This window comes from Pseudomonas sp. 8BK (assembly GCF_902506475.1).
Taxonomy (GTDB): domain Bacteria; phylum Pseudomonadota; class Gammaproteobacteria; order Pseudomonadales; family Pseudomonadaceae; genus Aquipseudomonas; species Aquipseudomonas anguilliseptica.
Map to the genome: position 1 here is coordinate 4,287,463 of NZ_LR733252.1, position 22,918 is coordinate 4,310,380.

The window sequence follows — 22,918 nt, forward strand, 5'->3', positions numbered from 1 at the left end:
GTCGTTCGACCTTTTGAGGATTCTCTACGTGAAATTGTCCCGTCTTGCCCTGGCTGTAGCGCTGCTGCCGCTGGCTGCTCATGCTGACCCACTCGAACTGCAACCACTGGTTGTGACCTCCGGGCGGCACGCCGAGCCCATCCAGCAGACTACAGCTGCAACCACGGTATTTACCCGCAAGGACATCGAACGCCTGCAAGTGCGCAGCGTGGCAGAGTTGCTTGAACGCGTGCCCGGCGTCAGCGTCAGCCGTACCGGCGGCGCGGGCAGTCAGACCGGCCTGTTCCTGCGCGGCACCTCGACCGCGCAGACCCTGGTTCTGGTCGACGGCCAACGTATTTCTGCTGCATCCAGCGGCACCAGCAGCCTGGAGTTCCTCAGCCCGGAGCAGATCGAACGCGTTGAAGTGGTACGCGGCGCGCGCTCGGCGCTGTATGGCTCCGATGCTATCGGCGGCGTCGTACAGATTTTCACTCGCCAAGGCAGTGGCGACGGGCTCAAGCCCTACGTACGCTTTGGCGTCGGCAGCAATCAGACCTTCGAGCGCAGCCTGGGTATGTCTGGCGGCGACGCGCAGACCCGCTTCAACCTGGGTGCCGCGCTTGATGAAACTCAGGGGATCGACGCCACACGCGATAACTTCGGTGCCAATGGCGATGACGACGCCTACCGCAATAGATCGCTGAGCCTGAATCTCTCGCACCGCTTCAATGACGATCTGAAAGTCGGCTTCAGTGCCCTCGACCAACGCGGCCAGAACGAATTTGAAGATGTTTTCAGCACCTCACTGCCCACCACCGACTTTCAACTCAGCAGCCTGTCCAGCTACATTGATGCCAGCCTCAGCGAAGCCTGGAACAGTCGCCTGGAAATCGGCCACAGCGAAGACAAGCGCGACACTGGCAACGACCAGCCACAGGCCAGTGCCGACGCGTTCTACAGCTTCAACACCTACCGTGACTCGGTTAATTGGGTAAACACCCTGACCCTCAACGAGCGCCACCAAGTGCTGCTGGGTGCCGATTGGTACGAGGATCGCCTGCACAGCGACACGGACTTCGTCGAGGACTCGCGCTGGAATCAGGCGGCCTTTATTCAGCACCGCTACAACGCCGAACACTTCTCGACCGAACTGGGTCTGCGCCATGACAAGAACCAGCAATTCGGCAGCGAAAACAGCTGGAATGCCGCATTGACTGTGCCGTTCAACCAGGACAACGACTTGATCCTGTCTTACAGCGAAGGTTTCCGCGCACCGACGTTCAACGACCTGTACTACCCCGACTTCTGTTTCGGCGGCTTTTGCTCCGAGAGCGCCAACCCGGACCTCAAACCGGAAACGTCGGAAAGCTACGAAGTCCAATGGCGCAGCCGCTACAGCGAAAGCGGTGCACTGGAGCTGTCGCTGTACCGCATTGATCTGCAAGACGCGATCGTTCTCGACCAGAATTTTATTCCGCAGAACGTGCAGACCGCCCGCATCAATGGCTTCGAGGCTACCGTCAAACAGGAGCTGTTCGGCTGGCAGGGCAACCTAGCCCTCGCGCTGATCGACCCACGGGACCGCGATACTGGCCACACTCTCGCCCGCCGCGCAAAACGCACGCTGAGCCTGGACCTGGATCGCCCCTTCGGGGAGTTTGCAGTGGGTGCCAGCTGGCGCGCAGTCAGCGGCCGCTATGACGACGCCGAAAACACCCGTGAGCTGAGTGGTTACGGCCTGTTTAGCCTGCGCGGCACATGGCAAGCCAGCAATGAAGTGGCCTTCGATCTGAAACTGAACAACCTGCTCGATCAGGACTATGCCGAAGCGACCTACAGCACAACCAACGGACGCTTCGGCTACAACAACGAAGGCCGCACCGCACTGTTTGCCGTGACCTGGACACCTCAGCTTTGAGCTATCAGCTAGGCGCTCAATAGTGCTGCCCAAAGAGAGCCCCGCCATAGTGCGGGGCTTTTCTTAGTGCGCCTCGCTCAACACCTCGCACAACCGCTGCACCGCCCCCAGCATCTGAAAGCTCGGCCGCTCCAGGCCAGCATCCGGCACCAACCACAGCTGTTTACGCTTAACTGCGGCTACCCCCGGCCAGATGCGCCAGGCATCCAGCTGCCCCTGCACGCCCGCCAGAATCACCTCGGGATTACGCTGCAGCACTGCCTCCACGCTGACCTGTGGTGCGGGCAAGGTGAGTTCGGCAAAGATATTCTCGGCCCCGCAGATACGCAGGGCATCGCTGATAATTTGCTGGCCGCCAATGGTGTACAGCGGCGTGTCCCAGACCTGATAGAACAGACGCAATGGCTGTTCACGCTGATAGCGCTGACGCAGCGCAGCCAGGCCGTTGTTGAATTGCCGGTGCAGTTGCTGACCCTGCTCGGCGCGACCGACACGCGCGCCGATTTCGACGAAGTTCTCCGCCAGCTCAGCCAGTTTGCGCGGTTCGGCAATCAGCAGGGGAATCCCCATACGTTGCAGCTGCTGGCGTTGCGCGCCACTGATGCTGTCGGGCCAGAGCAGCACCAGATCGGGTTGCAGCTCGAGCAGGCTTTCCAGTTCAAGCTGGCCATACCGACCCACCGAAGGCAGCTGCGCCACCGCTGCCGGCCGCTCACCACCATCGAGCAGGCCGACCAGCAGCTCGCCCGCGTCCAGCTCCAGCATGATTTCAGTCAGGGAGGGTGCCAGGGTCACCACCCGCTCGACCGCTGCGGCGGGCAAGGCCAGCAACAGCAGCAAACAGAGAGTGGTGGTGCGCATCAGCCGAGTTGACGGGGAATACGGTAGAGATACAGCAGAACGATGCTAGAAATCGCCAGAAGGATCAACGGGATGGCTTCCAGGCCAGCGAATACCGCGATGGCGGCAATCCAGGCCGGCAGCGCCGCACCGAGAAAGGCCAGGCGACGCACACGTGCCAGCTCAAGCCAGGCATCGTGCTCATCGGTGGTATCGAGGGCTTTTTCCGTGGACACCAACGCGCGCTTGTAGGCACTGAACAGCGGCAGGCTGACAAACATCGAGGCAAGGCCGGCGATAAACAGTGGCATGGTCAGCAGGCCGGTTTTCTGCTCGGCACCAAACAGCAGGTTGAGCACGAACAGCGGCAACAGGGTCACGGCCAGTTGCCGCCACCACTCCAGCGCCAATCGACGGCGCACTTCGCCGCGCGTCACAGGCTTTCCTCAACCTCGCCCTGGTGCAGGCTGCCGAGCATATGTCCGAGTTTGCCGGCCTTGGTAGCGAGGTATTTTTTGTTGTGCGGGTTGTGATCGATCTGCAGCGGCACGCGGGTCGCCACATTGATACCCATATCGCCCAGCGCCTTGACCTTACGCGGGTTGTTGGTCATCAGCTTGAGCTGGGTGATGCCCAGGTGATCGAGCATCGGCAGGCAGATCGCGTAGTCTCGCTGATCGGCACCGAAACCCAGACGTTCATTGGCCTCAACGGTATCGGCACCGCCGTCCTGCAACTCATAGGCGCGGATTTTGTTCAGCAGACCGATGCCACGGCCTTCCTGACGCAGATAGAGCAGAACGCCGCGGCCTTCACTAGCAATCGCACGCAGCGCCGCTTCGAGCTGAAAACCGCAGTCGCAACGCAAGCTGAACAGCGCATCGCCGGTCAGGCATTCGGAATGCAAACGGCCCAGTACGGGCGCGCCATCGCCCACATCACCAAAGGTCAGGGCTACATGCTCCTTGCCAGTGGCCTCTTCGAGGAAGCCATGCATGGTGAATACGCCAAAGGGCGTAGGCAGCTGGGAGGCGGCGACAAACACGACGGACACCGGATGCTCCTAAAGAAAATGGGCAGGAATAATCAGGCCGGCATTGTAACAGCAGGCCTTGGCAGCCGCTTAGCCTGAATTACTGATGATAAGAATCGAGCCAACGCGAGATGACCAACGCGCTAGTATTTGGACTCCAGCACCAGTACATCCTGTTCAACCTTCCAGCCAACCCGGCTAAGGAAGCTCATGCCAAGCAAGGCCTCGGTAGGCGAACCACCTTCCAGCACCACGGCCTCGACACCCAACACCTCCAGCTCACCGACCTTCACCCGATCCAGCGTTACGCGCCAACCACGCGCAGTACCGCTGGCGGTGTTGACCTGCAAGGGCGCACCAATCACTCGGTAATCGATCCCGAGGCGGCGCGCATGCTCATCATTCAAGGCGACTGAAGTGGCGCCGGTATCCACCAGAAACTGGATGGACTGACCATTGACCGAGCCAGCGATCCAGTAATGCCCACCGATGCCTTTCGCCACACTGAGCTGCTTTTTCTGCGCTTCGGCAAAACCGTCACTGTACTCGCGGCTCAGGCTGTAACTGCGTTCGACACCATCGACACGCAACACCGCGCCACGGCTGTCGGCGCTGACCACCACTACGCCGCCAGGGCCAACCTGGCCGACCTTGACCAGCTTGCGCTGGCCATCGACATTCAACACCGCCGCGCCAGGGAACAGGCCGACAACCCGTACCTGGGTGGCCGCCATCACCTCACTGCAAGTTAGCAGCGACAAGCTCAATAACAGTATTTTTAAGGCGTACATGGAGCGTCTCGCGCAGGTTAGTCAAATGGATAAGGTTGCTGCCAACGCTGAAAAATCGGCCGCAGGCTGCCGTCCGCCACCAAACTATCCATGCGCGTGTCAAACAGTTCGGCCAGCGTTCGGCCACGCGGGGTATCGGCAAAACCCAGGTAGACCGGTAGTTTGGTCAGCTGGGTAACACGGTAGCGCTCGGGCTGACTGGCCGCGCTCAGCACATCCTCAACTTCGGTCAGGGCATCGAGATAGAAATCCACATGGCCGATTTCCAGCATGCCGAGGATACCGCTACGGCGGAGCACTTCGCGGTACTGGCGCAAATTTGGCAGATAACGCTGGTATTCATAGCCACGCATCCAGGCTAAGCGGTATTCGCCAAGGGAATCCAGGCTAGGGATGGGCTTATCCCGCAAGCCCAATGCAGCAATCTGATCAAAGTCGTAGTTCCAGCGCGGATAGAACACGCCCTGCTCGACTTCATTCAGGTAAGAGCCCGCCCAAGCATCGGCAGCGCCGCGCTGCACCAGGCCGATGGAGCGGGTGTAAGGCACGCTTTGGATATCCAACTGCACGCCAGCAGGCTCGAATACAGCGCGAAAAATCTCCCAGGCCATCCCGCTGCCATCGGCATGGGTATGCCCTTCCCAGGTTTCGCTGGCAATACGGATCTGCGCAGGCTCAACGGCGCACAGTGGCCCGCTGACAACGCTTATCACCAGCCACAGCAACCACCGACAGCAGCCGCCCATTCGCTATCCCTTTTGATTACCAACCCAGCGCCGCAGCCAGCCCATTGGCCCAGCCCCAGACGATCAACTGCAGGGCCATCCAGGCGAACACTCCGGCAAGCACGTCATCGAGCATGATGCCGACACCGCCGTGCACGTGCCGATCGATCCAACGGATCGGCCAGGGTTTGAGGATGTCGAACACACGGAACAATAGAAAGCCTAGCAGCAGCCAGCCCCAGCCGTCCGGCACCAGCCAGAGGGTGATCCACATGCCGACCATCTCGTCCCAGACGATGCCTTCGTGGTCGTGCACGCGCAGGTCATCGGCTACCTTGCCGCATAGCCAGAAGCCAAACAGCATGGTGATGCCAAGCATCAGCCAGTAACCCCAGTCAGGCAGCATCTGCAACAGCGGAATAAACGGCAACGCTACCAACGAACCCCAGGTGCCTGGGGCTTTCGGCAAGGTGCCGGAGCCAAAGCCGAAGGCCAGGAAATGCCAGGGGTTACGCCAGACCGAAGGCGGCACGAACTCGGCGGGGACTTGCTTGGGATGATCAGTCACTGGCACTTCCAAAATGTTGATAGCCGCTGTGTGGCTGCTGCACGGGCTGGCCTTGCGAGTCCAGCAGAGTAACGCCCTGGCCGGCCACAACACGACCAATAACTCGCACAGGCCAGCCTGCCTGCTGCAAATCTGCCAGATACTGCTTAGGCAGAGTGAATGCCAAGCGGTAATCATCGCCACCACTTAATGCGCACTGACGCGCCGCCGGCGCCCCGGCAAACGCCAGCAAAGCTGCGGACATCGGCACCTGCGCCTGCTCAATCAGCAATTCAACGCCGGACGCTGCGGCGATATGGCCACAGTCAGCCAACAAGCCATCGGAGATATCCAGCGCGGCCGTGGCCTTACCGCGCAGCGCCAGGCCCAAACCGAGCTGCGGCATGGGCGACCAGTAGCGCGCCAGCAACGGCTCGGCCACTGCGGGCTCGGTTTGGCGCTGCCCGAGCACCAGCGGCAAGGCACCAGCAGCATCGCCCAACTCACCACCGACGCAGAGCAGATCACCGATTTGCGCACCCTTGCGAGTCAGCGCCATGCCAGTCGGCACGCGGCCGAACACGGTCAAGGTGAGACTCAAGGGACCGCGGGTGGTGTCGCCTCCGATCAGGCGAATCGCACAGTGCTGCGCCATCTGATCCAGACCAGAGGCGAATGCCTGCAGCCAATTCGGCTCGGCACTGGGCAGGCTCAAAGCCAGGGTAAAACCGACAGGAGTAGCGCCCATGGCGGCCAGATCACTGACCGAAACGCCGAGCGCACGTTGCGCCAACAGAAACGGGTCGGGCGATTCAGGGAAATGCACCCCAGCGACCAGGGTGTCGGTAGAAATGGCCAACTGCTCGCCAGCGGGTACCTGCAGCAGGGCGCAGTCGTCGCCGATGCCCAATGCCACGCCTTCGCCAGCCTGCGCACAGGACGCAGCGGCGAAGAACTGACGGATCAGCTCGAACTCACCCATGAGGTGGCAACGATCTGCTGCGCGCCGGCCCTGCTGTGTTGCAACGACCAACGGGAGTAACAGCCGAAGGCTGGCCCGAAGGGCGAGCGAAGCGAGTCAAAGCAGACTCGGAATGCTCATGTGCTACAGCACACTCCGCCTCCTCGACTGCTTTGACCAGCCGGAGGCTGTTACTACGTAGCGCCTTGCAGGACTCTAGCTCGCAAGATCGTAAATCAAGCATCCAAACAAACCTTAACGCTTGTTAGCGCGAACTTCATCCGCGCGTAGACGCGGTGCCAGCTTGTCCAGCACGCCATTGACGAACTTGTGCCCGTCGGTGGCGCCAAACACCTTGGCCAGTTCGATGCCTTCGTTGATCACCACGCGATAAGGGATATCGATGCGGTTTTTCAGCTCGTAGGTCGACAGACGCAGGATCGACAACTCCACCGGGTCGATCTCATCCAGCGGACGGTCGAGCAGCGATTCGAACGCGCCATCAATCTCGGTCTTCTGCCGCGGCACACCGTGCAGAATCTCGTGGAAGTAGGCACCGTCCACGGCAGTGAAATCGTTATCGACGCGGAACTGCGCTTCGATCTCGTTCAGCGACTGCCCAGCCATATGCCAGGAGTACAGCGCCTGCATAGCCAGAGTGCGCGCCTGACGGCGCGCGAGGGTCTTGTTGCTAGGGCCTTTCTTCGGCGCTTGTGGCTGCTGCCCGTTACCGTCGTTCTGGCTCACTTGGCCTCCAACTGCGCCAGCAGGCTGACCATTTCCAGGGCGGACAAAGCAGCTTCCGCACCTTTGTTGCCGGCCTTGGTGCCGGAACGCTCAATGGCTTGCTCGATAGAATCGACAGTCAGCACGCCAAAGGCAACCGGTACGCCGAACTCCATGGACACCTGGGCCAGGCCCTTGGTGCATTCGCCAGCGACGTATTCGAAGTGCGGAGTGCCGCCACGGATCACGGCACCGAGGGCGATGATGGCGTCGAAATCACCACGCTGGGCGACTTTCTGTGCCACCAGCGGGATTTCGAAGGCACCCGGCGCGCGGATGATGGTGATGTCGCTTTCGCTCACGCCATGGCGCACCAGGGCGTCAACTGCGCCGCTTACCAGGCTTTCGACAACGAAGCTGTTAAAGCGGCCGACGACCAGTGCAAAGCGGCCCTTGGGGGCGATAAAAGTACCTTCGATGGTCTTCAGGGTCATAACGCGTCTCGTCTATTTAAAGAGCCGGGCCGCCAGTGGCGACCCTTGGGATTATTTGGAGGGCAGGTATTCTACAACTTCCAGATCGAAACCGGATATTGCATTGAACTTCATCGGCGAACTCATCAGGCGCATCTTGCGCACGCCGAGGTCGCGCAGAATCTGCGAACCGGCACCGACGGTGCTGTAGGTGGTCGGATTGGCGACTTTCGCCTCACCACCCAACTGGCGCTCCAGGTGAGCCAGCAGATCTGGGCCGGTCAGCGGGTTGCCCAACAACAGCACCACGCCGCTGCCATCCTTGGCCACTTCGGCCATGGCTGCACGCAGACTCCAGCGACCCGGCTGGTTGACCATAAACAGGTCGCGCAGCGGGTCCATGTTATGCACCCGTACCAGCGTTGGCTCTTCCGCGCAGATTTCGCCCAGGGTCAGGGCCATGTGCACGTCGTTCTCCACCGAGTCACGATAGGTCACCAGATTGAACTGGCCCAGCTCGCTGTCGAGCACCTGTTCGCTGACGCGCTCAACGGTACGTTCGTGGATCAAGCGGTAGTGGATCAGGTCAGCAATGGTGCCGATCTTGATGCCGTGCTCGGCAGCGAAGACTTCCAGCTCAGGGCGACGCGACATGGTGCCGTCGTCGTTCATGATTTCGCAGATCACCCCACTCGGCTCGAAACCGCCCATGCGCGCCAGGTCACAGGCCGCTTCGGTGTGGCCGGCACGGGCCAGCACGCCACCTGGCTGGGCCATCAGCGGGAAGATATGGCCAGGGCTGACGATGTCATCGGCTTTGGCGTGCTTGGCGGCGGCGGCCTGCACGGTACGCGCGCGGTCGGCAGCAGAGATGCCGGTGGTCACGCCTTCTGCGGCCTCGATGGAGACAGTGAACTTGGTGCCAAAACCGGAACCGTTGCGCGGCGCCATCAGCGGCAGCTTGAGGGTTTCGCAGCGCTCGCGGGTCATCGGCATGCAGATCAGGCCACGGGCAAAGCGCGCCATGAAATTGATATGTTCGGCGGTGACGCACTCGGAGGCGATGATCAGATCGCCTTCATTCTCGCGGTCCTCGTCATCCATCAGGATGACCATCTTGCCGGCGCGGATGTCTTCGACCAGTTCTTCGATACTGTTAAGAGCCATGCTGGCGATTCCTTATTTGTTCAGGTAGCCGTGTTCGGCGAGAAAACTTGCAGTCATGCCCGAGGCTTTCGGCTCGGCAGCCTTGTCACCGAGCAGCAGACGCTCCAGGTAACGGGCCAGCAGGTCGACTTCAAGGTTGACCTGACTACCAGGGCGATAATCGACCATGATGGTCTCGGCCAGGGTATGCGGCACGATGGTCAACTCGAACTCGGCGCCATTGACCGCATTGACCGTCAGGCTGGTGCCATCAACGGTGATCGAGCCCTTGTGGGCGATGTACTTGGCCAGCTCGCGCGGCGCGCGAATGGTGAACTGCACGGCGCGGGCGTTATCGGCGCGGGCAATGACTTCACCCACGCCATCCACATGGCCGCTGACCAAGTGACCACCAAGGCGACTGGTAGGCGTCAGCGCCTTCTCCAGATTGACCTTGCTACCAGCTTTCAAGCTGATAAAGGCGGTATGCGCCAGAGTTTCGCGACTGACATCGGCCCAGAAACCGTCACCCGGCAGCTCCACGGCTGTCAGACATACGCCATTGACCGCAATACTGTCACCGAGCTTGACGTCACCAAGATCCAGCTTGCCGGTTTCCACATAGACCCGCACATCGCCACCCTTGGGCGTCAGTGCGCGGATGCTGCCTATGGCTTCGACTATTCCGGTAAACATGCCACCCCCTGCGTCGTGCCCACGGCAAAGCACTGGCGGATAACACCAGAAGCCCGGGGCACGGAATAAAAATCAGACATCTAAACCAACTCCTGTTTTATAAAAAACAGGGCGCGTTTGATCGATAGGGATTTCGAGGCACGCCTAGGCGCGCCTTGTTGAGGCAATCCCGCTCTCTCTTTATCCGGACTTTAACCGTCGGCCCCGGAATCACACCGGGTCTGCTGACCTTGCCCCAGCTATTCACATAACCGCTGCAAGCGCTCGCGGGCTAGGCGCTAGAGGCCATTACCGCCGGTGGGGAATCACACCCCGCCCTGAGAACGTTACGACTACTTGCGCAGCCGAGACGCGTTTTACCACAAATTGCCGACGCCCTGCATCGACAAACGACAGCCTGAATGGTGTGCCATCGCTAATGACTCGTCATTGCTAATGGCTGCCCATCAAACAGCCGACTGCGGCACCGCAATAATCCGCCAGTCATCACCGACTGCGCGCATCTCGACAATTTTCAGCGCCGGCGCATCAGCCATCCGCGCCAACGGCAGGTCGAGCAGCGGCCGTGCACTGGAGCCAAGCAGTTTGGGCGCCACAAACAGCTGGTACTCATCCACCAGGCCCAGGCGGGCAAACGCCCCAGCCAGACGCGGCCCGGCTTCAACCAACACCTCATTGGCGCCACGGCTGGCCAGTTCGACCAACAGCCGGCGCAGGTCAACATGCCCGTTGCTGCCGGGCACGGCCAATAGTTCATGTCCATCGTCCAGATAGCGATCACGCGCCGAGGCGGCTGCGCAGGTCGCCACCATGGCGGCACCAGCCTGGAAGAACGGCACACTGAGCGGCACGCGCAAACGCCCATCAACCAGCACTCGCAGCGGTGGCCGAGCCTGGGCCAAGGCACTGAGCTCGGCTCCCAGGCCCAACTCGTCAGGACGCACAGTCAGGCGCGCATCATCGGCCAGCACCGTGTCGGCACCGGTCAACACCGCGCTGGAACGGGCGCGCAGGCGCTGCACCGCAGCACGCGCGGCCGGGCCGGTAATCCACTGGCTTTCGCCGCTGGCCATGGCAGTGCGCCCATCCAGGCTCATCGCCAGCTTGACCCGCACAAACGGCAGGCCTTGTTCCATTCGTTTGATAAAGCCGGCATTCAGCGCCCGCGCTTCCACCTCGAGTACGCCGCTCTGCACCGCAACACCGGCGTGCATCAAGCGCAGCAGGCCATCACCACCGACCTGCGGATTAGGGTCCTGCATGGCGGCTACGACGCGGGTGATACCGGCATTGATCAGCGCATCGGCGCACGGTGGCGTGCGCCCGTGATGGCTGCAGGGCTCCAGGGTGACGTAGGCCGTCGCGCCACGGGCCTTGTCGCCGGCCTGGCGCAGCGCGTGTACTTCGGCGTGAGGCTCGCCCGCGCGGGCATGCCAGCCTTCGCCAACAATGCGCCCATCACGCACGATCACGCAGCCAACGCGCGGATTGGGGTGGGTGGAGTACAGGCCTTTACGGGCCAGCTCCAGCGCGCGAGCCATAAAGGCGTGATCTGAATTCATCGTCAACCTTTGACAGGTTCGCGGGAAAGACGGTCGATTTCCTCACGGAACTCGTTGAGGTCTTGAAAGCGTTTGTACACCGAGGCAAAGCGGATATAGGCGACTTCATCGAGCTTCTGCAGCTCACCCATGACCAGCTCACCGAGCACCAGCGATTTGATCTCGCGCTCGCCGGTGGCGCGCAGCTTGTGTTTGATATGGGCGATGGCCGCTTCCAGGCGCTCGATACTCACCGGACGCTTCTCCAGCGCACGCTGCATACCGGCGCGCAGCTTGTCTTCATCGAAGGGTTGGCGACTGCCGTCCTGCTTGATCAAACGGGGCATCACCAGTTCGGCGGTTTCAAACGTGGTGAAACGCTCTTCACAGGCCAGGCATTCACGCCGACGACGCACCTGCTCACCCTCGGCAACCAGGCGCGAGTCGATCACTTTGGTGTCATTGGCACCGCAGAAGGGACAGTGCATAAATAAAGCTAGCCTTAGGACGAAAGAGGCCATGGTAGCGCATCCCGCGGGCAAGACAAGCCGAGGGCTTTGCGGTATACAGGCGCCCATGCAAACCAGCGAAGTTGATGCCTACCATGAAAGCCCCTAAGCCGTTGCAACCGCTGATTTCTGTGAGTCTGACCGCGCTGCTGGCGGCCTGCGCCAGCGACAGCCCGCCGCCCGTAAAACCCACCTTGCCCGCCCCCGTTCAAGCCCCTGCGGACGTGGTGCCACTGCCGGCCTATCAGCGCGAACTGAGCGGCAGCCTGATGAATGTACCCAACGCAGCGGATGTCGAGCTGGCCCTGCTGGCCGTCGATCAACGCGGCCGGCCGCAAGCGCTGCTGGGCAATATCCAGCTGCGCGGCACAGGTAATCCGCTGGCATTTCGCCTGCCGTTCAATCCGGAAACCTTCAACAAGCACAGTCGCATCGAGCTACACGGCCGCGCCAATCAGGCTGGCCGGCTGATTCTGCGCCTGCCCGCGCAACCGATTGCGCGCGGCGAAACCCAGGCACTCGGCGAGCTGCGCCTGGTGCCCGCACCATGACCGCACCGGCCGAATTGCAGGCTGCACTCAGCGAACTGCTGGGTGACGCCCAACTCAGTGCGCAAACCCTGCCCGGCACCGCGATCAAGTTATGGCTGATCGATCCAGCGAATATGAATCGCTGCTTCAGCCCGGAAGAAACCCGGCTGATCCTCGAAGAACCGCCCTACTGGTGCTTCTGCTGGGCCAGCGGCCTGGTCCTGGTGCGCTGGCTGGCCGAGCACCCCGAATGGGTGCGCGGTAAACGCGTGCTGGATTTCGGTGCGGGCTCCGGCGTAGCGGCGATTGCCGCAGCCAAGGCCGGCGCCCTGGAAGTGGTAGCCTGCGACCTTGATCCATTGGCGATTGCGTCCTGCCAGGCCAATGCCGCGCTAAATGAGGTGCAACTGAGCTACTCGACGGACTTCTTTGCCGAGACCGACCGCTTCGACCTGATTATTGTCGCCGACGTACTCTACGATCGCGCCAACCTGCCGCTACTCGACCAGTTTCTCAGCCGTGGCCGTGAAGCGCTGGTGGCAGATTCGCGGGTGCGCGATTTCCAACACCCGCTGTATCAGCGCCTGGGCATCCTCGAAGCCTGCACCTGGCCGGATCTGGCCGAGCCGGCGGAGTTTCGCCATGTCAGCCTTTACCACGCCGAACGCAGTTAGCAGCCCTTGTATCCGTCAGCCCCAGCACACATTTATAGTCCATTCCATTTTTCGCAGCGCCGAGACCGACCATGAGCGACTCCCCATACATCTTTGATATCGCAGGCAGCGCCAGCTTCGAACAGCTGGTGATCGAGAACTCCTTCCAGAAGCCGGTGCTGGTGGATTTCTGGGCCGACTGGTGCGCGCCGTGCAAGGCGCTGATGCCGCTGCTGGCGAAGATCACCGAGGAATACAACGGCGAATTGCTGCTGGCCAAGGTCAACTGCGATATCGAACAGGACATCGTTGCCCGCTTTGGCATCCGCAGCCTGCCGACCGTGGTGCTGTTCAAGAATGGCCAGCCGGTCGACGGCTTTGCGGGCGCGCAACCGGAGTCGGCGATTCGCGAGATGCTCAAGCCGCATGTGGCCGAACCAGCTCCTGCGGCTGCCGACCCGATGGAAGCGGCGCAGGCGCTGTTCAGCGAAGGCCGCTTTGCCGACGCCGAAGCGCTGCTCAAGGTGCTCCTGACAGAAAACAATGAACACGCTGCCGCACTGATTCTCTATGCGCGCTGCCTGGCTGAGCGCGGCGAGCTGGGCGAAGCCGAAGCGGTGCTGGGCGCAGTCAAAGGCGATGAACATAAACAGGCGCTGGCCGGTGCCCGTGCGCAGCTGACCTTTCTGCGCCAGGCCAGCGAGCTGCCGGACGTCGCCAGTCTGAAAACCCGCCTGGCGCAGAACACCGATGATGATGAAGCGAGCTACCAGCTCGCGATCCAGCAACTGGCGCGTCAGCACTACGAACCGGCGCTGGACGCCCTGCTCAAGCTGTTTATCCGCAACCGCAGCTACGCAGACGGCCTGCCACACAAGACCCTGCTGCAAGTCTTCGACCTGCTGGGCAATGACCACCCGCTGGTCACGGCCTACCGTCGCAAGCTGTACCAGGCCATTTACTAGACAGCCCCTCGCGGCTAAGGCCCCTCCCACGAGAACAGCGAGACCTGTGGGAGGGGCTGGGCGGCACACCGTTTTGTGCCGCGACAGACCAGGTGCTCGATCACCTACCCCGGCGCTGCGTCAGCACCTATTAACCCACCCAGTGATAGATCGGCGCATCGACACCGGTTTCCATGCGCACCTGCGCGCAGTGGCGCAACCGCACCAGCAGGCGCTTGCCCGCCGCCTCACCACCCGCCAGACCGGCCAGCTGCCCAAGCAACTGCGGCCCGTCGATCTGCCCCGCCTGGCGCAACAGTTCCAGGGTGGTTTGCCACAGCGCATCATTGCCCACTGGCGCGGCAGCGGCTGCCGGCGCAGCGGGCGGTTCAAGGCTCACATGCTGGGCCAGCTGCGCCCAATCCTGCGCATCCAGCTCAACCGTCAGGTCCACCGGCCAGGCACCGATTTGCCCACGAATTCGCACCATCACTCTACCCTCAATTGATCAATCGCCATGCTCCCACGTCCACTGCAGGTCGCCAAGCAAGGCTGGCCATGCACACCACAAAGTTGTTATAACGTAACAAGTGATTATTTCCGACCGGAGACCGCCATGCGCCGCTTGCTGCTTGCCCTGCCTTTCGCCCTACTGCCCTTTGCCGCCCTTGCTGCTGAACACAGCCATGAACACGACCACGAGCATGATCACGCCGAGCACGGCAGCCTGGATGCCCATGAACATGGCGCGGCACAGCTGAATGTGGTGCTTGACGGCAAGATGCTGCACTTGCAGCTGGATAGCCCGGCGATGAACCTGGTGGGCTTCGAGCATGCCGCCAAGAGTGACGCCGACAAAGCCAAGGTTGCAGCTGCGCGCAGCCAACTGGAACAACCGCAGGCGCTGTTCGGCGTGAACGCTGGCGACTGCAATATCAGCAAACAGGAGCTGGAAAGCCCACTTTTTGCTGAGCATAAGCACGAAGAACACCATGAGCACGACCATGGCAGCGAGCACAGCGAGATCCACGCGCACTACAGCCTCGACTGCCAGAAGCCTGAAGAGCTGAAACAACTCGACCTGGACGAGCTGTTCAAGCGCTTCCCCGCCACCGAGAAAATTCAGGTACAACTGATCGGCCCGAATGGCCAACAGGGTCTGGAGCTGACGCCCGCACAGCCGACCCTGAGTTTCTAACCACCTTTTTGCAGCAGAACGGCCGGGGTAACCCGGCCGCTTACTTTATGAGTTCAGCCCTGATCCAACTGTCCCACCTCGGCTTTGCCTGGCCCGGCCAGCCCGAGCTGCTGGACATTGACACGTTCACCCTGCAACGCGGCGAAAGCCTGTTTCTCAAAGGCCCCAGCGGCAGCGGCAAGACCACCTTGCTCGGCCTGCTCGGCGGCGTACAGAAGCCCAATCGCGGCAGCATCCGCCTGCTCGATCAGGACCTCAGCGCACTGTCCGCCAGCGCCCGCGACCGTTTCCGCGTCGATCACACCGGCTACATCTTCCAGCAGTTCAACTTGCTGCCGTTTCTCTCGGTGCGTGAGAACGTCGAGCTGCCTTGCCATTTTTCCAAACTGCGCACCAGCCGCGCCGCGCAGCGCCATGGCAGTGTGGCCAAGGCCACCAACGCCCTGCTCGCCCATCTGGGCTTGCACCAGCCGGAGTTGCTGCAGCGCCGCGCCGGTGACCTGTCGATCGGCCAGCAACAGCGCGTGGCGGCGGCGCGTGCGCTGATCGGCCAGCCTGAGTTGGTGATCGCCGATGAACCCACCTCGGCGCTGGATGCGGATGCCCGCGAAGCCTTTCTCGAACTGCTGTTCGCCGAATGCCGCGAAGCGGGCTCCAGCCTGCTGTTTGTCAGCCACGACCAGAGCCTGGCGCGCTTATTCGACCGCAGCCTGTCGCTCGCCGAGCTGAACAAAGCCACTCGCCCCGCAGACCATTGAGAAACTACCTACGTTGTCGATACGGCGTTAAAACAGACTCGAAATGCTCATTTACACCAGTAAACTCCGCTTTCTCCCCTGTTTTTGCCTTGTCTCGGCTGCCTCGCCTACGGTTCTCAACGGCCTGCTCACGGAGATTTAAGGATGTATCTACTGCGCCTCGCCCTCGCCAGCCTGGGCAACCGCCGCTTTACCGCCTGGCTGACGGTGTTCGCCATCGCGCTCTCTGTATGCCTGTTGCTCGCGGTCGAGCGGGTACGTACCGAAGCCCGCGCCAGCTTTGCCAATACCATCAGCGGAACCGACCTGATTGTTGGCGCGCGCTCGGGCAGCGTGAACCTGCTGCTTTATTCGGTGTTTCGTATCGGCAATGCCACCAACAATATTCGCTGGGACAGCTTCGAGCAGTTTGCCAAGCACCGTCAGGTCAAATGGGCCATCCCGATCTCGTTGGGCGACTCGCACCGTGGCTATCGGGTAATGGGCACCAGCCCGGCGTACTTCGAACACTATCGTTATGCCCGCAGCCAACAACTGCAGCTGAGCAGCGGCCGCGCCTTTGCCGATGATCCATTTGAAGTGGTGCTCGGCGCGGAAGTGGCGCAAGCGCTCAACTACCAGCTCAATCAGGAACTGGTGCTGGCCCACGGCGTGGCCACCATCAGCCTGGTCAAGCATGACGACAAACCGTTCAAGGTGGTCGGCATCCTCAAACGCACCGGCACCCCAGTGGACCGCACCCTGCATATTTCCCTGGCCGGAATGGAAGCCCTGCACGTCGACTGGCAGAACGGCATGCCGGCACGCGGCGCGGCCAAAGTCAGTGCCGAGCAGGCGCGGGCCATGGACCTGCAACCCAAGCAGATCACCGCCTTTCTGCTAGGCCTCAATAGCAAGATTGCCACCTTCAGCCTGCAACGGGAGATCAACGAATTTCGCGGTGAGCCGCTGCTGGCAATCCTCCCTGGCGTGGCGCTGCAGGAGTTGTGGAGTCTGATGGGTACCGCCGAGAAGGCGCTGTTTGTGGTTTCACTGTTTGTGGTGCTAACCGGGCTGATCGGCATGCTTACGGCGATTCTCACCAGCCTGAACGAGCGCCGCCGCGAGATGGCGATTCTGCGCTCGGTCGGCGCACGGCCCTGGCATATCGCCAGCCTGCTGATCGTCGAAGCTTTTGCCCTGGCCCTGGCCGGGGTGCTGATCGGTTTGCTGTTGCTGTACCTGGGCATTGCCGGAGCGCAGAGCTATGTGCAGGCGAATTACGGCCTGTACCTGCCGCTGAATTTGCCAAGCCGCTATGAGTGGACGCTGCTCGGCGCTATCCTGAGCGCCGCCCTGCTGATGGGCTGTGTACCGGCCTGGCGCGCGTATCGCCAATCCCTGGCCGATGGCTTATCGATCCGTTTATGAGGCTTTACATGCACCGTTCCCTGCTCGCCACTCTGCTGCTTACCCTGGCCCTGCCGCTGGCTGCCGCCGAGGTGCGCGAGCTGACTTGGTCGGAAATGGTCCCGGCCGACGCACCGCCACAAGTCACTGAACCGGCACCGATCCACGACCTCTCGCAGCTGGCCGACGCCCTCGCCGGCTCACAGAATGAAGCAGGCCCGGCGGCCATGCAGCAATCGCCTGCCGCGCCGGTGGTGCAGGCGCTGGATGGCCAATCAGTCAAATTGCCGGGCTATATCGTGCCGCTGGATGTCACCGATGAAGGCCGAGTGACTGAGTTCCTGCTGGTGCCATACTTCGGCGCGTGTATCCATGTGCCACCACCGCCGTCGAACCAGATCGTGCATGTCACCAGCGAACTGGGCGTGCTACTCGATGCGCTGTATCAGCCGTTCTGGATCGAAGGCCCGCTCAAGGTCGAACAAACCAGTAGCGAGCTGGCCGAGGCCGGTTATCAGATGGAAGCAGAAAAGATTTACGCCTATGAGCTGCCGGACAGCTAACACGCCGCGTAGCCGTCAGCCAATAAAAAGCCAGACCTGATGTCTGGCTTTTTATTGGGCGTAACCAGTCGGTAGCAACTAGCCGGCGCTGGCGATGCGCTTGTCACGCTGATAACTCAGCTCACTTTCCGCCCACTGGCGCCAGGCGCGCACCTTGCTGCGTTCGGCACCGGCACGTTCGGCCTTGGCCAGGGCGTCGAGTCCGGCTTGCCAGCGCGCCTGCTCCAGTTCCAGCTGGGCCAGGTGCAGCCAATGCTTGGCCGCGCCCGAGCGTTGCGCCAGGTCACGGAACACCAGCGCGGCCTGAGCCCGCTCACGGGCTTGCCACCAGAGCAGCCCCAATCGTTCCTCACGGGCACTGGTGCGCGGCAACAGGCCCTGATCGAGCATGCCGGCGAGCAGCTTGGCGCCCTGCCAGGGTTGATCGGCCGCGCCGGCCAGCAGCACCAGGTTATCCAGCTCGCTTTCATTGAAGCGCAGGCCCTTCTGGTAGGCGGCGCGCAAGGTCGCCAACGACTTGTCATGGCTGCCGCTCAACTGCTGCAGCGCCGCCAGCTGACGCCAGCCCTGGCTGTTATTCGGCTGGCGTGCGAGCAACTGGCGCTGCCAGCGCTCGGCGGCTGGATAGCGTTTAACGTCCGCATTTATTGCGACTAAGAACTGCAACCAGCTGTCGGCGGCCTGCGGATTGGCTTGCACATAGCGCTCGGCCAGCGGCAGCGCCTTGGCCGGCTGGCCGAGGCCCTGATAGGCCTGCACCAGCATCTGCAGCACCTCTTCATTGGCGTTGGCCTGCCCCGGCGCGAGCAGGGTCACGACGCGGGCGTAGCGGCGCTCGACCAGATTCAGGCGGGCCAGGTTCAGCTCTTCGGCGGCCTGCAGCTCGGCATCCAGCTTGCCGCTCTTCAGTACCTTTTCCAGCAACTCGATGGCCTGGGCATTCTGCCCTTCGGCCCAGGCCAGATAACCGCGGCTGCGCCACAGCAGCGCCTCTTCCAGGCTACCCGGCGTGCCCTTGGCGGCATCTAAAGCGCGGCGCGCGGCCGCGTAGTCGCCCTTCTTCTGTGCGGTCTGCGCGGTATCCAGCGCGCGAAACACGCCCGGATCAACACTCTGTCCAGCCGCCTGCGCGGCACCAGCGCTACACAGCGCAATCAGCAACAGTAGACGATACATATCAGCGACCTCTCTCCAGGCGGAAGTGTAGGGTTTTCACCGCTTCGCGGGCCACCGCCAGGCCACCTTCGGTACGCGGCGCAAAACGCCAACGCACGGCGGCGCGGCGGGCTTCGCGTTCAAACACGTTCTGCGGACTGGCTTCGATAACCCGCACATTTTCGACGGTTCCTGTGCGGTTGATGGTGAAAGCCAGCTTCACATGCCCCTCAATACCTCGATCCACTGCGTAGCTCGGGTATTCCGGGCTGACATCGTTGAGCGGTATCACTTCACTTTCCGGGCCGCCGGGCTGACCACCGGCATCGCTCGGGGCTGGCGCACTGGGCGCCGAGGCACCTGCTGCCAGCCCCGTCAAACTCGGGGTCGGCGCGCTGTTCACGGCAATGCCGCTGCTCAGGCTCGGCACCGGCAGATCCAGGGCCGGCAGGTTGGCGCTCGGGGTCGCTGCCATCGGCGTCGGTGGTGTCGGGGTTTGCGGCGTTTGCGCTTGCGGCGGTTGCGGTGCCTGCTGGCGGGTACGCGTCGCGGTGTCGCTGGAGTCGCCGTCGAGACGGACAAAATTGGCCACCGTCAACGGTTCCTCACTCGGCTTGCTGCTGGGCGGCGCGACCATGTAGAGCATCAGGCCGAACAGCGCCAGCGCCATCACACAGGCCGCGACAAAAGACAGTGGCAAACGCATCAAAGCGCTCCCGCCGTAGCGGCCAAGGCCACGTCCTGCACACCGGCCAGGCGCGCCTGATCCATCACCTGCACCACCAGGCCGGTACGCGCGTCCTGATCGGCCTGAACCACCACGGCGCCGTCCGGCTGGTCGACGCGCATGCGCTCGACGTGGGCGCGCACGCTGCGCACATCGACGACTTTCTTGTCCATCCACACCTGCCCATCAGCAGTGATGGCGATAAGGATATTGCCTTTGTCCTGCGGGCTGGCGGTTTCCGCCTGGGGCCGCTGCACTTCGACGCCAGCTTCCTTGATAAAGGAGCTGGTGACGATAAAGAAGATCAGCATGATAAAGACCACGTCGAGCATCGGCGTCAGGTCGATGCCGGTGTCTTCGTCTTGCTGGTGGTGACGGCGCATTCTCATGTGTCGAATCTCAGTCGTGACGCAGCTGGTCAGCCAGCCGCTCTAAAGCCCGGCGGGCATCGCGTTCGAGGCGCGCCAGGCTGAACAATCCACTAATCGCCAAGACCATGCCGGCCATGGTCGGCAGGGTCGCCTGCCAGACCCCGGCCGCCATGCCGCGCGGGTTACCGGTGCCGTTGATGGCCAGCACGTCGAACACCGCGACCATGCCGCTGACCGTGCCGAGCAAGCCCAGCAGCGGATACATCGCCACCAGAGTCTTGCTCAGGCGCAGCGGGCCAAGCAGGTGTTGCTGCGCCTGGGCCAGCCAGGCACTGCGCACCGCACGCTGCCAATTGCCAGTGTCGTCGCTCAGCACCTGCTGCCAGGCCTGACGGCGCTCGCTGACCCACTCCGGGAACACCCGGCGCATGTACCAGAAGCGCTCGAATACCAGGGTCCAGAACACCACGCACAGGCCAGCCAACGCCCACATCACCACGCCACCGGCGCTCATGAAGTCGAGCAAGGCATGGCCGCTGTCGACCAGGCGCAACCACAGCGCCAGCCAATCAGTCACGGCGCGGCGCCCCGGACAGGTGCAGGGCAATCAGCCCGGCGCTTTGCTGTTCAAGCAGCTGTATCAGGCCCTTGCTGCGGCTGGCCAGCAGGGTGTGCAGGAATAGCAGCGGAATCGCCACCACCAGCCCCAGCACAGTGGTCACCAGCGCTTGCGAGATACCGTCGGCCATCAGCCGCGAATCGCCACCACCGCCCTGGGTAATCGCCTGGAAAGTGACGATCATCCCGGTCACGGTGCCGAGCAGACCGAGCAGCGGCGCCACGGCGCTGAGCAGCTTGAGCAGGCCCTGGCCTTTTTCCAGCGGCGGGGTTTCCTGCAGGATCGCCTCGTCGAGTTTCAGCTCCAGGGTTTCCAGATCAGAAAGCTGCGGTTTCGGCCCGAGTACACCGATGATCCGACCCAGCGGGTTGTCGGCACGCGGCGCACTCAGGTCATGCATCTGCGCACTGACGCCACGGCCTACGCGGGTCAGGTAGACCATGCGCCAAACAGCCAAAAGCAGACCGAACGCACCGAGCAGCAGAATCACCCAGCCGACCAGCCCGCCCTGTTGTACGCGATCCCACAGACCAGGCTCGCGCTGCAACTGCGCCAGCAAGGTGCCGCGACTGGGGTCAACCGGCAGGCTGGCCACTGCGGCGCCGCTGTCCAGATAGTCCGCGACCTGACCCAAGCCGGACGGCTGACGCGGCGGCGCCAGCAGCTCGCCGGCATCGGCGTCATACCGCAGGAAGGCATCGGCGCCGTAGGCGGAAAACGCGCCGACCCGCAGCACATCCTGCGCATTGCGCGTGCCGTCGGCAGCGACCACCGGCAATTGCAGCTGTTCAACCCGGCCGCTGGCGGTCAGGTCTTCGAGCAGCAGCATCCAGTAGCCATCGAGGTCGGCGGCAGACGGCAGCGTGCGGCTTTCGGCCAGCGCGTTGAGACGCGCCAGGCGCTCGGGGTACTGGGCATTGAGCAGGCTGTCCTGCCACTGGCCGGCGACATCACCGGCGCTCTGACGGACCACGCCAAACAACTCACCGAGGTGACCGGCGCGCTGGCTGAGGAGTTTTTCCTGTTCGGCCAATTCGGCTTCCTGACGATCGAATTCGGCCTTCAGTCGCTCGGCTTCGGCCTTCTGTGTGGCCAGGGCGCTGCGCGCAGTGGCCAGCAGTTGGGCACGCTCGCCGCGCTCGGCAATAAAGGCCTGCTCGCGGCTTTGCATGGCGCTGACTTCAGCCGCGCGCTCACTGCGAATACGTTGCAGCAGTTGATCCGGACTCAGCGGCTCGGCAGCGCCAGCCAGGATGGGTAGCAGGGCCAAGGTAAAGGCGAGAACACGACGATTCATGGCTTGGCCTCCAGCGCCAGGGTCTTCACGGGCAGGTCAAGCACGGCCGGGGCCTGCTCCTGGCGGGCAATCGCAATGGCTTGGCGCAACGGGCGGCGGGCGCTGCCGTCGAGCAGCTGCCAGCTGCGGGTTTGCGGGTTCCACCAGCCACTTTCATGACCATCGAGGGTCTGGAAATACAGCATCACCCGGCCCAGACGGAGGAACTCGACGCTACGCGACGAGCCTTCACTCGGCAGCTCACCGCGCCAGGCTTCCAGGGTGCGGCCGTAGTCGCTCTCCACCTGATAAGCCTCGAGGATGCGTCGGTATTTCTCGGCCAGGCTGACATCCGCACGCGGCAGCAAGTCCTGCAACTGGGCCAGGCGATCACTGCGCTCATCCGGCAGGAACGGCAGGTCAGCGGCAATAAACTCACCCAGCACTTCGACCATGCGGCGCATCTGTGGCGTCACCGCCTCCTGAGTGCGCTCGATGCCATCGAGTTGCTGCTGATAGCCAGCCAGCTCTTTGCGCTGCGCTGCCACCAGTTCGCGTAACTGAGCGTTATAACCTTGCAAAGCCTCAGCCTGCTGCAAGGCATTGCGGTACTCGGTAAGCATTTCCCGGCTGGCGTCATCGAGTTGCTCGACGCGCGCCTGCGAGGCCTTGGCATCGGCGGCCAGTTGCTGACTTTCATCCAGCGCGGCATCCAGAGGAGTCGCTGCGAGCGGCGCACTGGCCAGAACCAGAGCGACTGCCAGCAGGCGCTTCGGCAGAGGGATCATGGGGCATTCCTTGTTAAGAGAACGTGCAAAAAGAGAACCATTATCAACTGCCTCACACA

The 22,918-nt window shown here is 62.4% G+C and carries 28 protein-coding genes and 1 riboswitch; of the genes, 8 read left to right on the forward strand and 20 right to left on the reverse strand.

Features of this window, described 5'->3' with window-relative positions:
- The first annotated feature begins 28 nt into the window (after positions 1 to 28).
- Entirely contained in the window at positions 29 to 1,900 is a 1,872-nt protein-coding gene (locus ACIN8IBEIGE_RS19990) for a TonB-dependent receptor domain-containing protein (RefSeq protein ID WP_160016190.1), read from the forward strand.
- Between the two features lie 63 nt (positions 1,901 to 1,963).
- Here the strand turns inward: ACIN8IBEIGE_RS19990 and ACIN8IBEIGE_RS19995 are convergent, their stop codons facing one another.
- From ACIN8IBEIGE_RS19995 to nrdR, 13 genes are all read right to left on the reverse strand, one after another.
- Positions 1,964 to 2,761 (reverse strand): cobalamin-binding protein, encoded by a 798-nt coding sequence (locus tag ACIN8IBEIGE_RS19995; RefSeq protein ID WP_160016191.1) that lies wholly within the window; start codon positions 2,759 to 2,761, stop codon positions 1,964 to 1,966.
- Positions 2,761 to 3,177: an MFS transporter gene (locus ACIN8IBEIGE_RS20000; RefSeq protein WP_160016192.1), complete on the reverse strand. Its 417-nt coding sequence runs from the start codon at positions 3,175 to 3,177 to the stop codon at positions 2,761 to 2,763. Before ACIN8IBEIGE_RS20000 ends, ACIN8IBEIGE_RS19995 begins: the two co-directional genes overlap by 1 nt.
- Positions 3,174 to 3,794: a GTP cyclohydrolase II gene (ribA, locus tag ACIN8IBEIGE_RS20005; RefSeq protein WP_160016193.1), complete on the reverse strand. Its 621-nt coding sequence runs from the start codon at positions 3,792 to 3,794 to the stop codon at positions 3,174 to 3,176. Before ribA ends, ACIN8IBEIGE_RS20000 begins: the two co-directional genes overlap by 4 nt.
- 122 nt (positions 3,795 to 3,916) lie before the next feature.
- Positions 3,917 to 4,564 carry a TIGR02281 family clan AA aspartic protease gene (locus ACIN8IBEIGE_RS20010; protein ID WP_160016194.1) on the reverse strand — a complete coding sequence of 216 codons (648 nt, stop codon included), beginning with the start codon at positions 4,562 to 4,564 and terminating at the stop codon, positions 3,917 to 3,919.
- Between the two features lie 17 nt (positions 4,565 to 4,581).
- Positions 4,582 to 5,310, reverse strand: a complete 729-nt coding sequence (locus tag ACIN8IBEIGE_RS20015) for an ABC transporter substrate-binding protein (RefSeq protein ID WP_160016195.1) — start codon at positions 5,308 to 5,310, stop codon at positions 4,582 to 4,584.
- Between the two features lie 16 nt (positions 5,311 to 5,326).
- The gene (locus tag ACIN8IBEIGE_RS20020) at positions 5,327 to 5,857 is read right to left on the reverse strand and encodes a phosphatidylglycerophosphatase A (protein ID WP_160016196.1); all 531 of its coding nucleotides are present in this window, start codon (positions 5,855 to 5,857) and stop codon (positions 5,327 to 5,329) included.
- Positions 5,850 to 6,818 carry a thiamine-phosphate kinase gene (gene thiL, locus ACIN8IBEIGE_RS20025; RefSeq protein WP_160016197.1) on the reverse strand — a complete coding sequence of 323 codons (969 nt, stop codon included), beginning with the start codon at positions 6,816 to 6,818 and terminating at the stop codon, positions 5,850 to 5,852. The genes ACIN8IBEIGE_RS20020 and thiL overlap by 8 nt, the downstream gene beginning before the upstream one ends.
- A gap of 234 nt (positions 6,819 to 7,052) precedes the next feature.
- Positions 7,053 to 7,544, reverse strand: coding sequence for a transcription antitermination factor NusB (gene nusB / locus ACIN8IBEIGE_RS20030; protein ID WP_160016198.1), 492 nt, complete (start codon positions 7,542 to 7,544; stop codon positions 7,053 to 7,055).
- Positions 7,541 to 8,017, reverse strand: coding sequence for a 6,7-dimethyl-8-ribityllumazine synthase (ribE, locus tag ACIN8IBEIGE_RS20035; protein ID WP_087515564.1), 477 nt, complete (start codon positions 8,015 to 8,017; stop codon positions 7,541 to 7,543). The genes nusB and ribE overlap by 4 nt, the downstream gene beginning before the upstream one ends.
- A gap of 51 nt (positions 8,018 to 8,068) precedes the next feature.
- Positions 8,069 to 9,163 carry a bifunctional 3,4-dihydroxy-2-butanone-4-phosphate synthase/GTP cyclohydrolase II gene (gene ribBA / locus ACIN8IBEIGE_RS20040; protein WP_160016199.1) on the reverse strand — a complete coding sequence of 365 codons (1,095 nt, stop codon included), beginning with the start codon at positions 9,161 to 9,163 and terminating at the stop codon, positions 8,069 to 8,071.
- A 12-nt stretch (positions 9,164 to 9,175) separates the two neighbouring features.
- Entirely contained in the window at positions 9,176 to 9,838 is a 663-nt protein-coding gene (locus tag ACIN8IBEIGE_RS20045) for a riboflavin synthase (RefSeq protein ID WP_160016200.1), read from the reverse strand.
- 167 nt (positions 9,839 to 10,005) lie between these two features.
- Positions 10,006 to 10,167, reverse strand: a riboswitch (FMN riboswitch).
- A gap of 117 nt (positions 10,168 to 10,284) precedes the next feature.
- Positions 10,285 to 11,400: a bifunctional diaminohydroxyphosphoribosylaminopyrimidine deaminase/5-amino-6-(5-phosphoribosylamino)uracil reductase RibD gene (gene ribD, locus ACIN8IBEIGE_RS20050; protein ID WP_160016201.1), complete on the reverse strand. Its 1,116-nt coding sequence runs from the start codon at positions 11,398 to 11,400 to the stop codon at positions 10,285 to 10,287.
- Positions 11,401 to 11,402: 2 nt separating this feature from the next.
- Positions 11,403 to 11,867: a transcriptional regulator NrdR gene (nrdR, locus tag ACIN8IBEIGE_RS20055; protein ID WP_160016202.1), complete on the reverse strand. Its 465-nt coding sequence runs from the start codon at positions 11,865 to 11,867 to the stop codon at positions 11,403 to 11,405.
- 116 nt (positions 11,868 to 11,983) lie between these two features.
- Between nrdR and ACIN8IBEIGE_RS20060 the strand changes: the two genes are divergently transcribed.
- From ACIN8IBEIGE_RS20060 to trxA, 3 genes are all read left to right on the forward strand, one after another.
- On the forward strand, positions 11,984 to 12,439 hold the full coding sequence (locus ACIN8IBEIGE_RS20060; RefSeq protein ID WP_160016203.1) for a YbaY family lipoprotein: 456 nt from the start codon (positions 11,984 to 11,986) through the stop codon (positions 12,437 to 12,439).
- Positions 12,436 to 13,092, forward strand: coding sequence for a methyltransferase (locus ACIN8IBEIGE_RS20065; protein WP_160016204.1), 657 nt, complete (start codon positions 12,436 to 12,438; stop codon positions 13,090 to 13,092). The genes ACIN8IBEIGE_RS20060 and ACIN8IBEIGE_RS20065 overlap by 4 nt, the downstream gene beginning before the upstream one ends.
- Positions 13,093 to 13,163: 71 nt before the next feature.
- Positions 13,164 to 14,036: a thioredoxin gene (gene trxA, locus ACIN8IBEIGE_RS20070; RefSeq protein WP_160016205.1), complete on the forward strand. Its 873-nt coding sequence runs from the start codon at positions 13,164 to 13,166 to the stop codon at positions 14,034 to 14,036.
- Between the two features lie 130 nt (positions 14,037 to 14,166).
- Here the strand turns inward: trxA and ACIN8IBEIGE_RS20075 are convergent, their stop codons facing one another.
- Positions 14,167 to 14,505, reverse strand: coding sequence for a hypothetical protein (locus tag ACIN8IBEIGE_RS20075; RefSeq protein ID WP_160016206.1), 339 nt, complete (start codon positions 14,503 to 14,505; stop codon positions 14,167 to 14,169).
- Between the two features lie 126 nt (positions 14,506 to 14,631).
- On the opposite strand from ACIN8IBEIGE_RS20075, the gene ACIN8IBEIGE_RS20080 reads away from it, so the two are divergent.
- From ACIN8IBEIGE_RS20080 to ACIN8IBEIGE_RS20095, 4 genes are all read left to right on the forward strand, one after another.
- A complete protein-coding gene (locus ACIN8IBEIGE_RS20080) occupies positions 14,632 to 15,213 on the forward strand; it encodes a DUF2796 domain-containing protein (protein WP_160016207.1) in 582 nt (193 codons plus the stop codon).
- A gap of 47 nt (positions 15,214 to 15,260) precedes the next feature.
- A complete protein-coding gene (locus ACIN8IBEIGE_RS20085) occupies positions 15,261 to 15,971 on the forward strand; it encodes an ABC transporter ATP-binding protein (protein WP_160016208.1) in 711 nt (236 codons plus the stop codon).
- 144 nt (positions 15,972 to 16,115) lie between these two features.
- Positions 16,116 to 17,381 carry an ABC transporter permease gene (locus tag ACIN8IBEIGE_RS20090; protein ID WP_160016209.1) on the forward strand — a complete coding sequence of 422 codons (1,266 nt, stop codon included), beginning with the start codon at positions 16,116 to 16,118 and terminating at the stop codon, positions 17,379 to 17,381.
- Between the two features lie 8 nt (positions 17,382 to 17,389).
- Complete coding sequence (locus tag ACIN8IBEIGE_RS20095; RefSeq protein ID WP_160016210.1) at positions 17,390 to 17,923, forward strand: DUF3299 domain-containing protein; 534 nt, start codon at positions 17,390 to 17,392, stop codon at positions 17,921 to 17,923.
- A 78-nt stretch (positions 17,924 to 18,001) separates the two neighbouring features.
- Here the strand turns inward: ACIN8IBEIGE_RS20095 and ACIN8IBEIGE_RS20100 are convergent, their stop codons facing one another.
- Genes ACIN8IBEIGE_RS20100 through ACIN8IBEIGE_RS20125 form a run of 6 tightly spaced genes read right to left on the reverse strand, consistent with a single transcriptional unit; the run spans position 18,002 to position 22,859 of the window.
- Entirely contained in the window at positions 18,002 to 19,099 is a 1,098-nt protein-coding gene (locus ACIN8IBEIGE_RS20100) for a tetratricopeptide repeat protein (RefSeq protein ID WP_160016211.1), read from the reverse strand.
- Position 19,100: 1 nt separating this feature from the next.
- Positions 19,101 to 19,784, reverse strand: a complete 684-nt coding sequence (locus tag ACIN8IBEIGE_RS20105) for an energy transducer TonB (RefSeq protein WP_160016212.1) — start codon at positions 19,782 to 19,784, stop codon at positions 19,101 to 19,103.
- On the reverse strand, positions 19,784 to 20,194 hold the full coding sequence (locus ACIN8IBEIGE_RS20110; protein ID WP_160016213.1) for a biopolymer transporter ExbD: 411 nt from the start codon (positions 20,192 to 20,194) through the stop codon (positions 19,784 to 19,786). The genes ACIN8IBEIGE_RS20105 and ACIN8IBEIGE_RS20110 overlap by 1 nt, the downstream gene beginning before the upstream one ends.
- A gap of 10 nt (positions 20,195 to 20,204) precedes the next feature.
- Entirely contained in the window at positions 20,205 to 20,753 is a 549-nt protein-coding gene (locus ACIN8IBEIGE_RS20115; protein WP_090377279.1) for a MotA/TolQ/ExbB proton channel family protein, read from the reverse strand.
- Positions 20,746 to 22,092 carry a MotA/TolQ/ExbB proton channel family protein gene (locus ACIN8IBEIGE_RS20120; protein ID WP_160016214.1) on the reverse strand — a complete coding sequence of 449 codons (1,347 nt, stop codon included), beginning with the start codon at positions 22,090 to 22,092 and terminating at the stop codon, positions 20,746 to 20,748. Before ACIN8IBEIGE_RS20120 ends, ACIN8IBEIGE_RS20115 begins: the two co-directional genes overlap by 8 nt.
- The gene (locus ACIN8IBEIGE_RS20125) at positions 22,089 to 22,859 is read right to left on the reverse strand and encodes a DUF3450 domain-containing protein (protein WP_160016215.1); all 771 of its coding nucleotides are present in this window, start codon (positions 22,857 to 22,859) and stop codon (positions 22,089 to 22,091) included. The genes ACIN8IBEIGE_RS20120 and ACIN8IBEIGE_RS20125 overlap by 4 nt, the downstream gene beginning before the upstream one ends.
- Between the last annotated feature and the right edge of the window lie 59 nt (positions 22,860 to 22,918).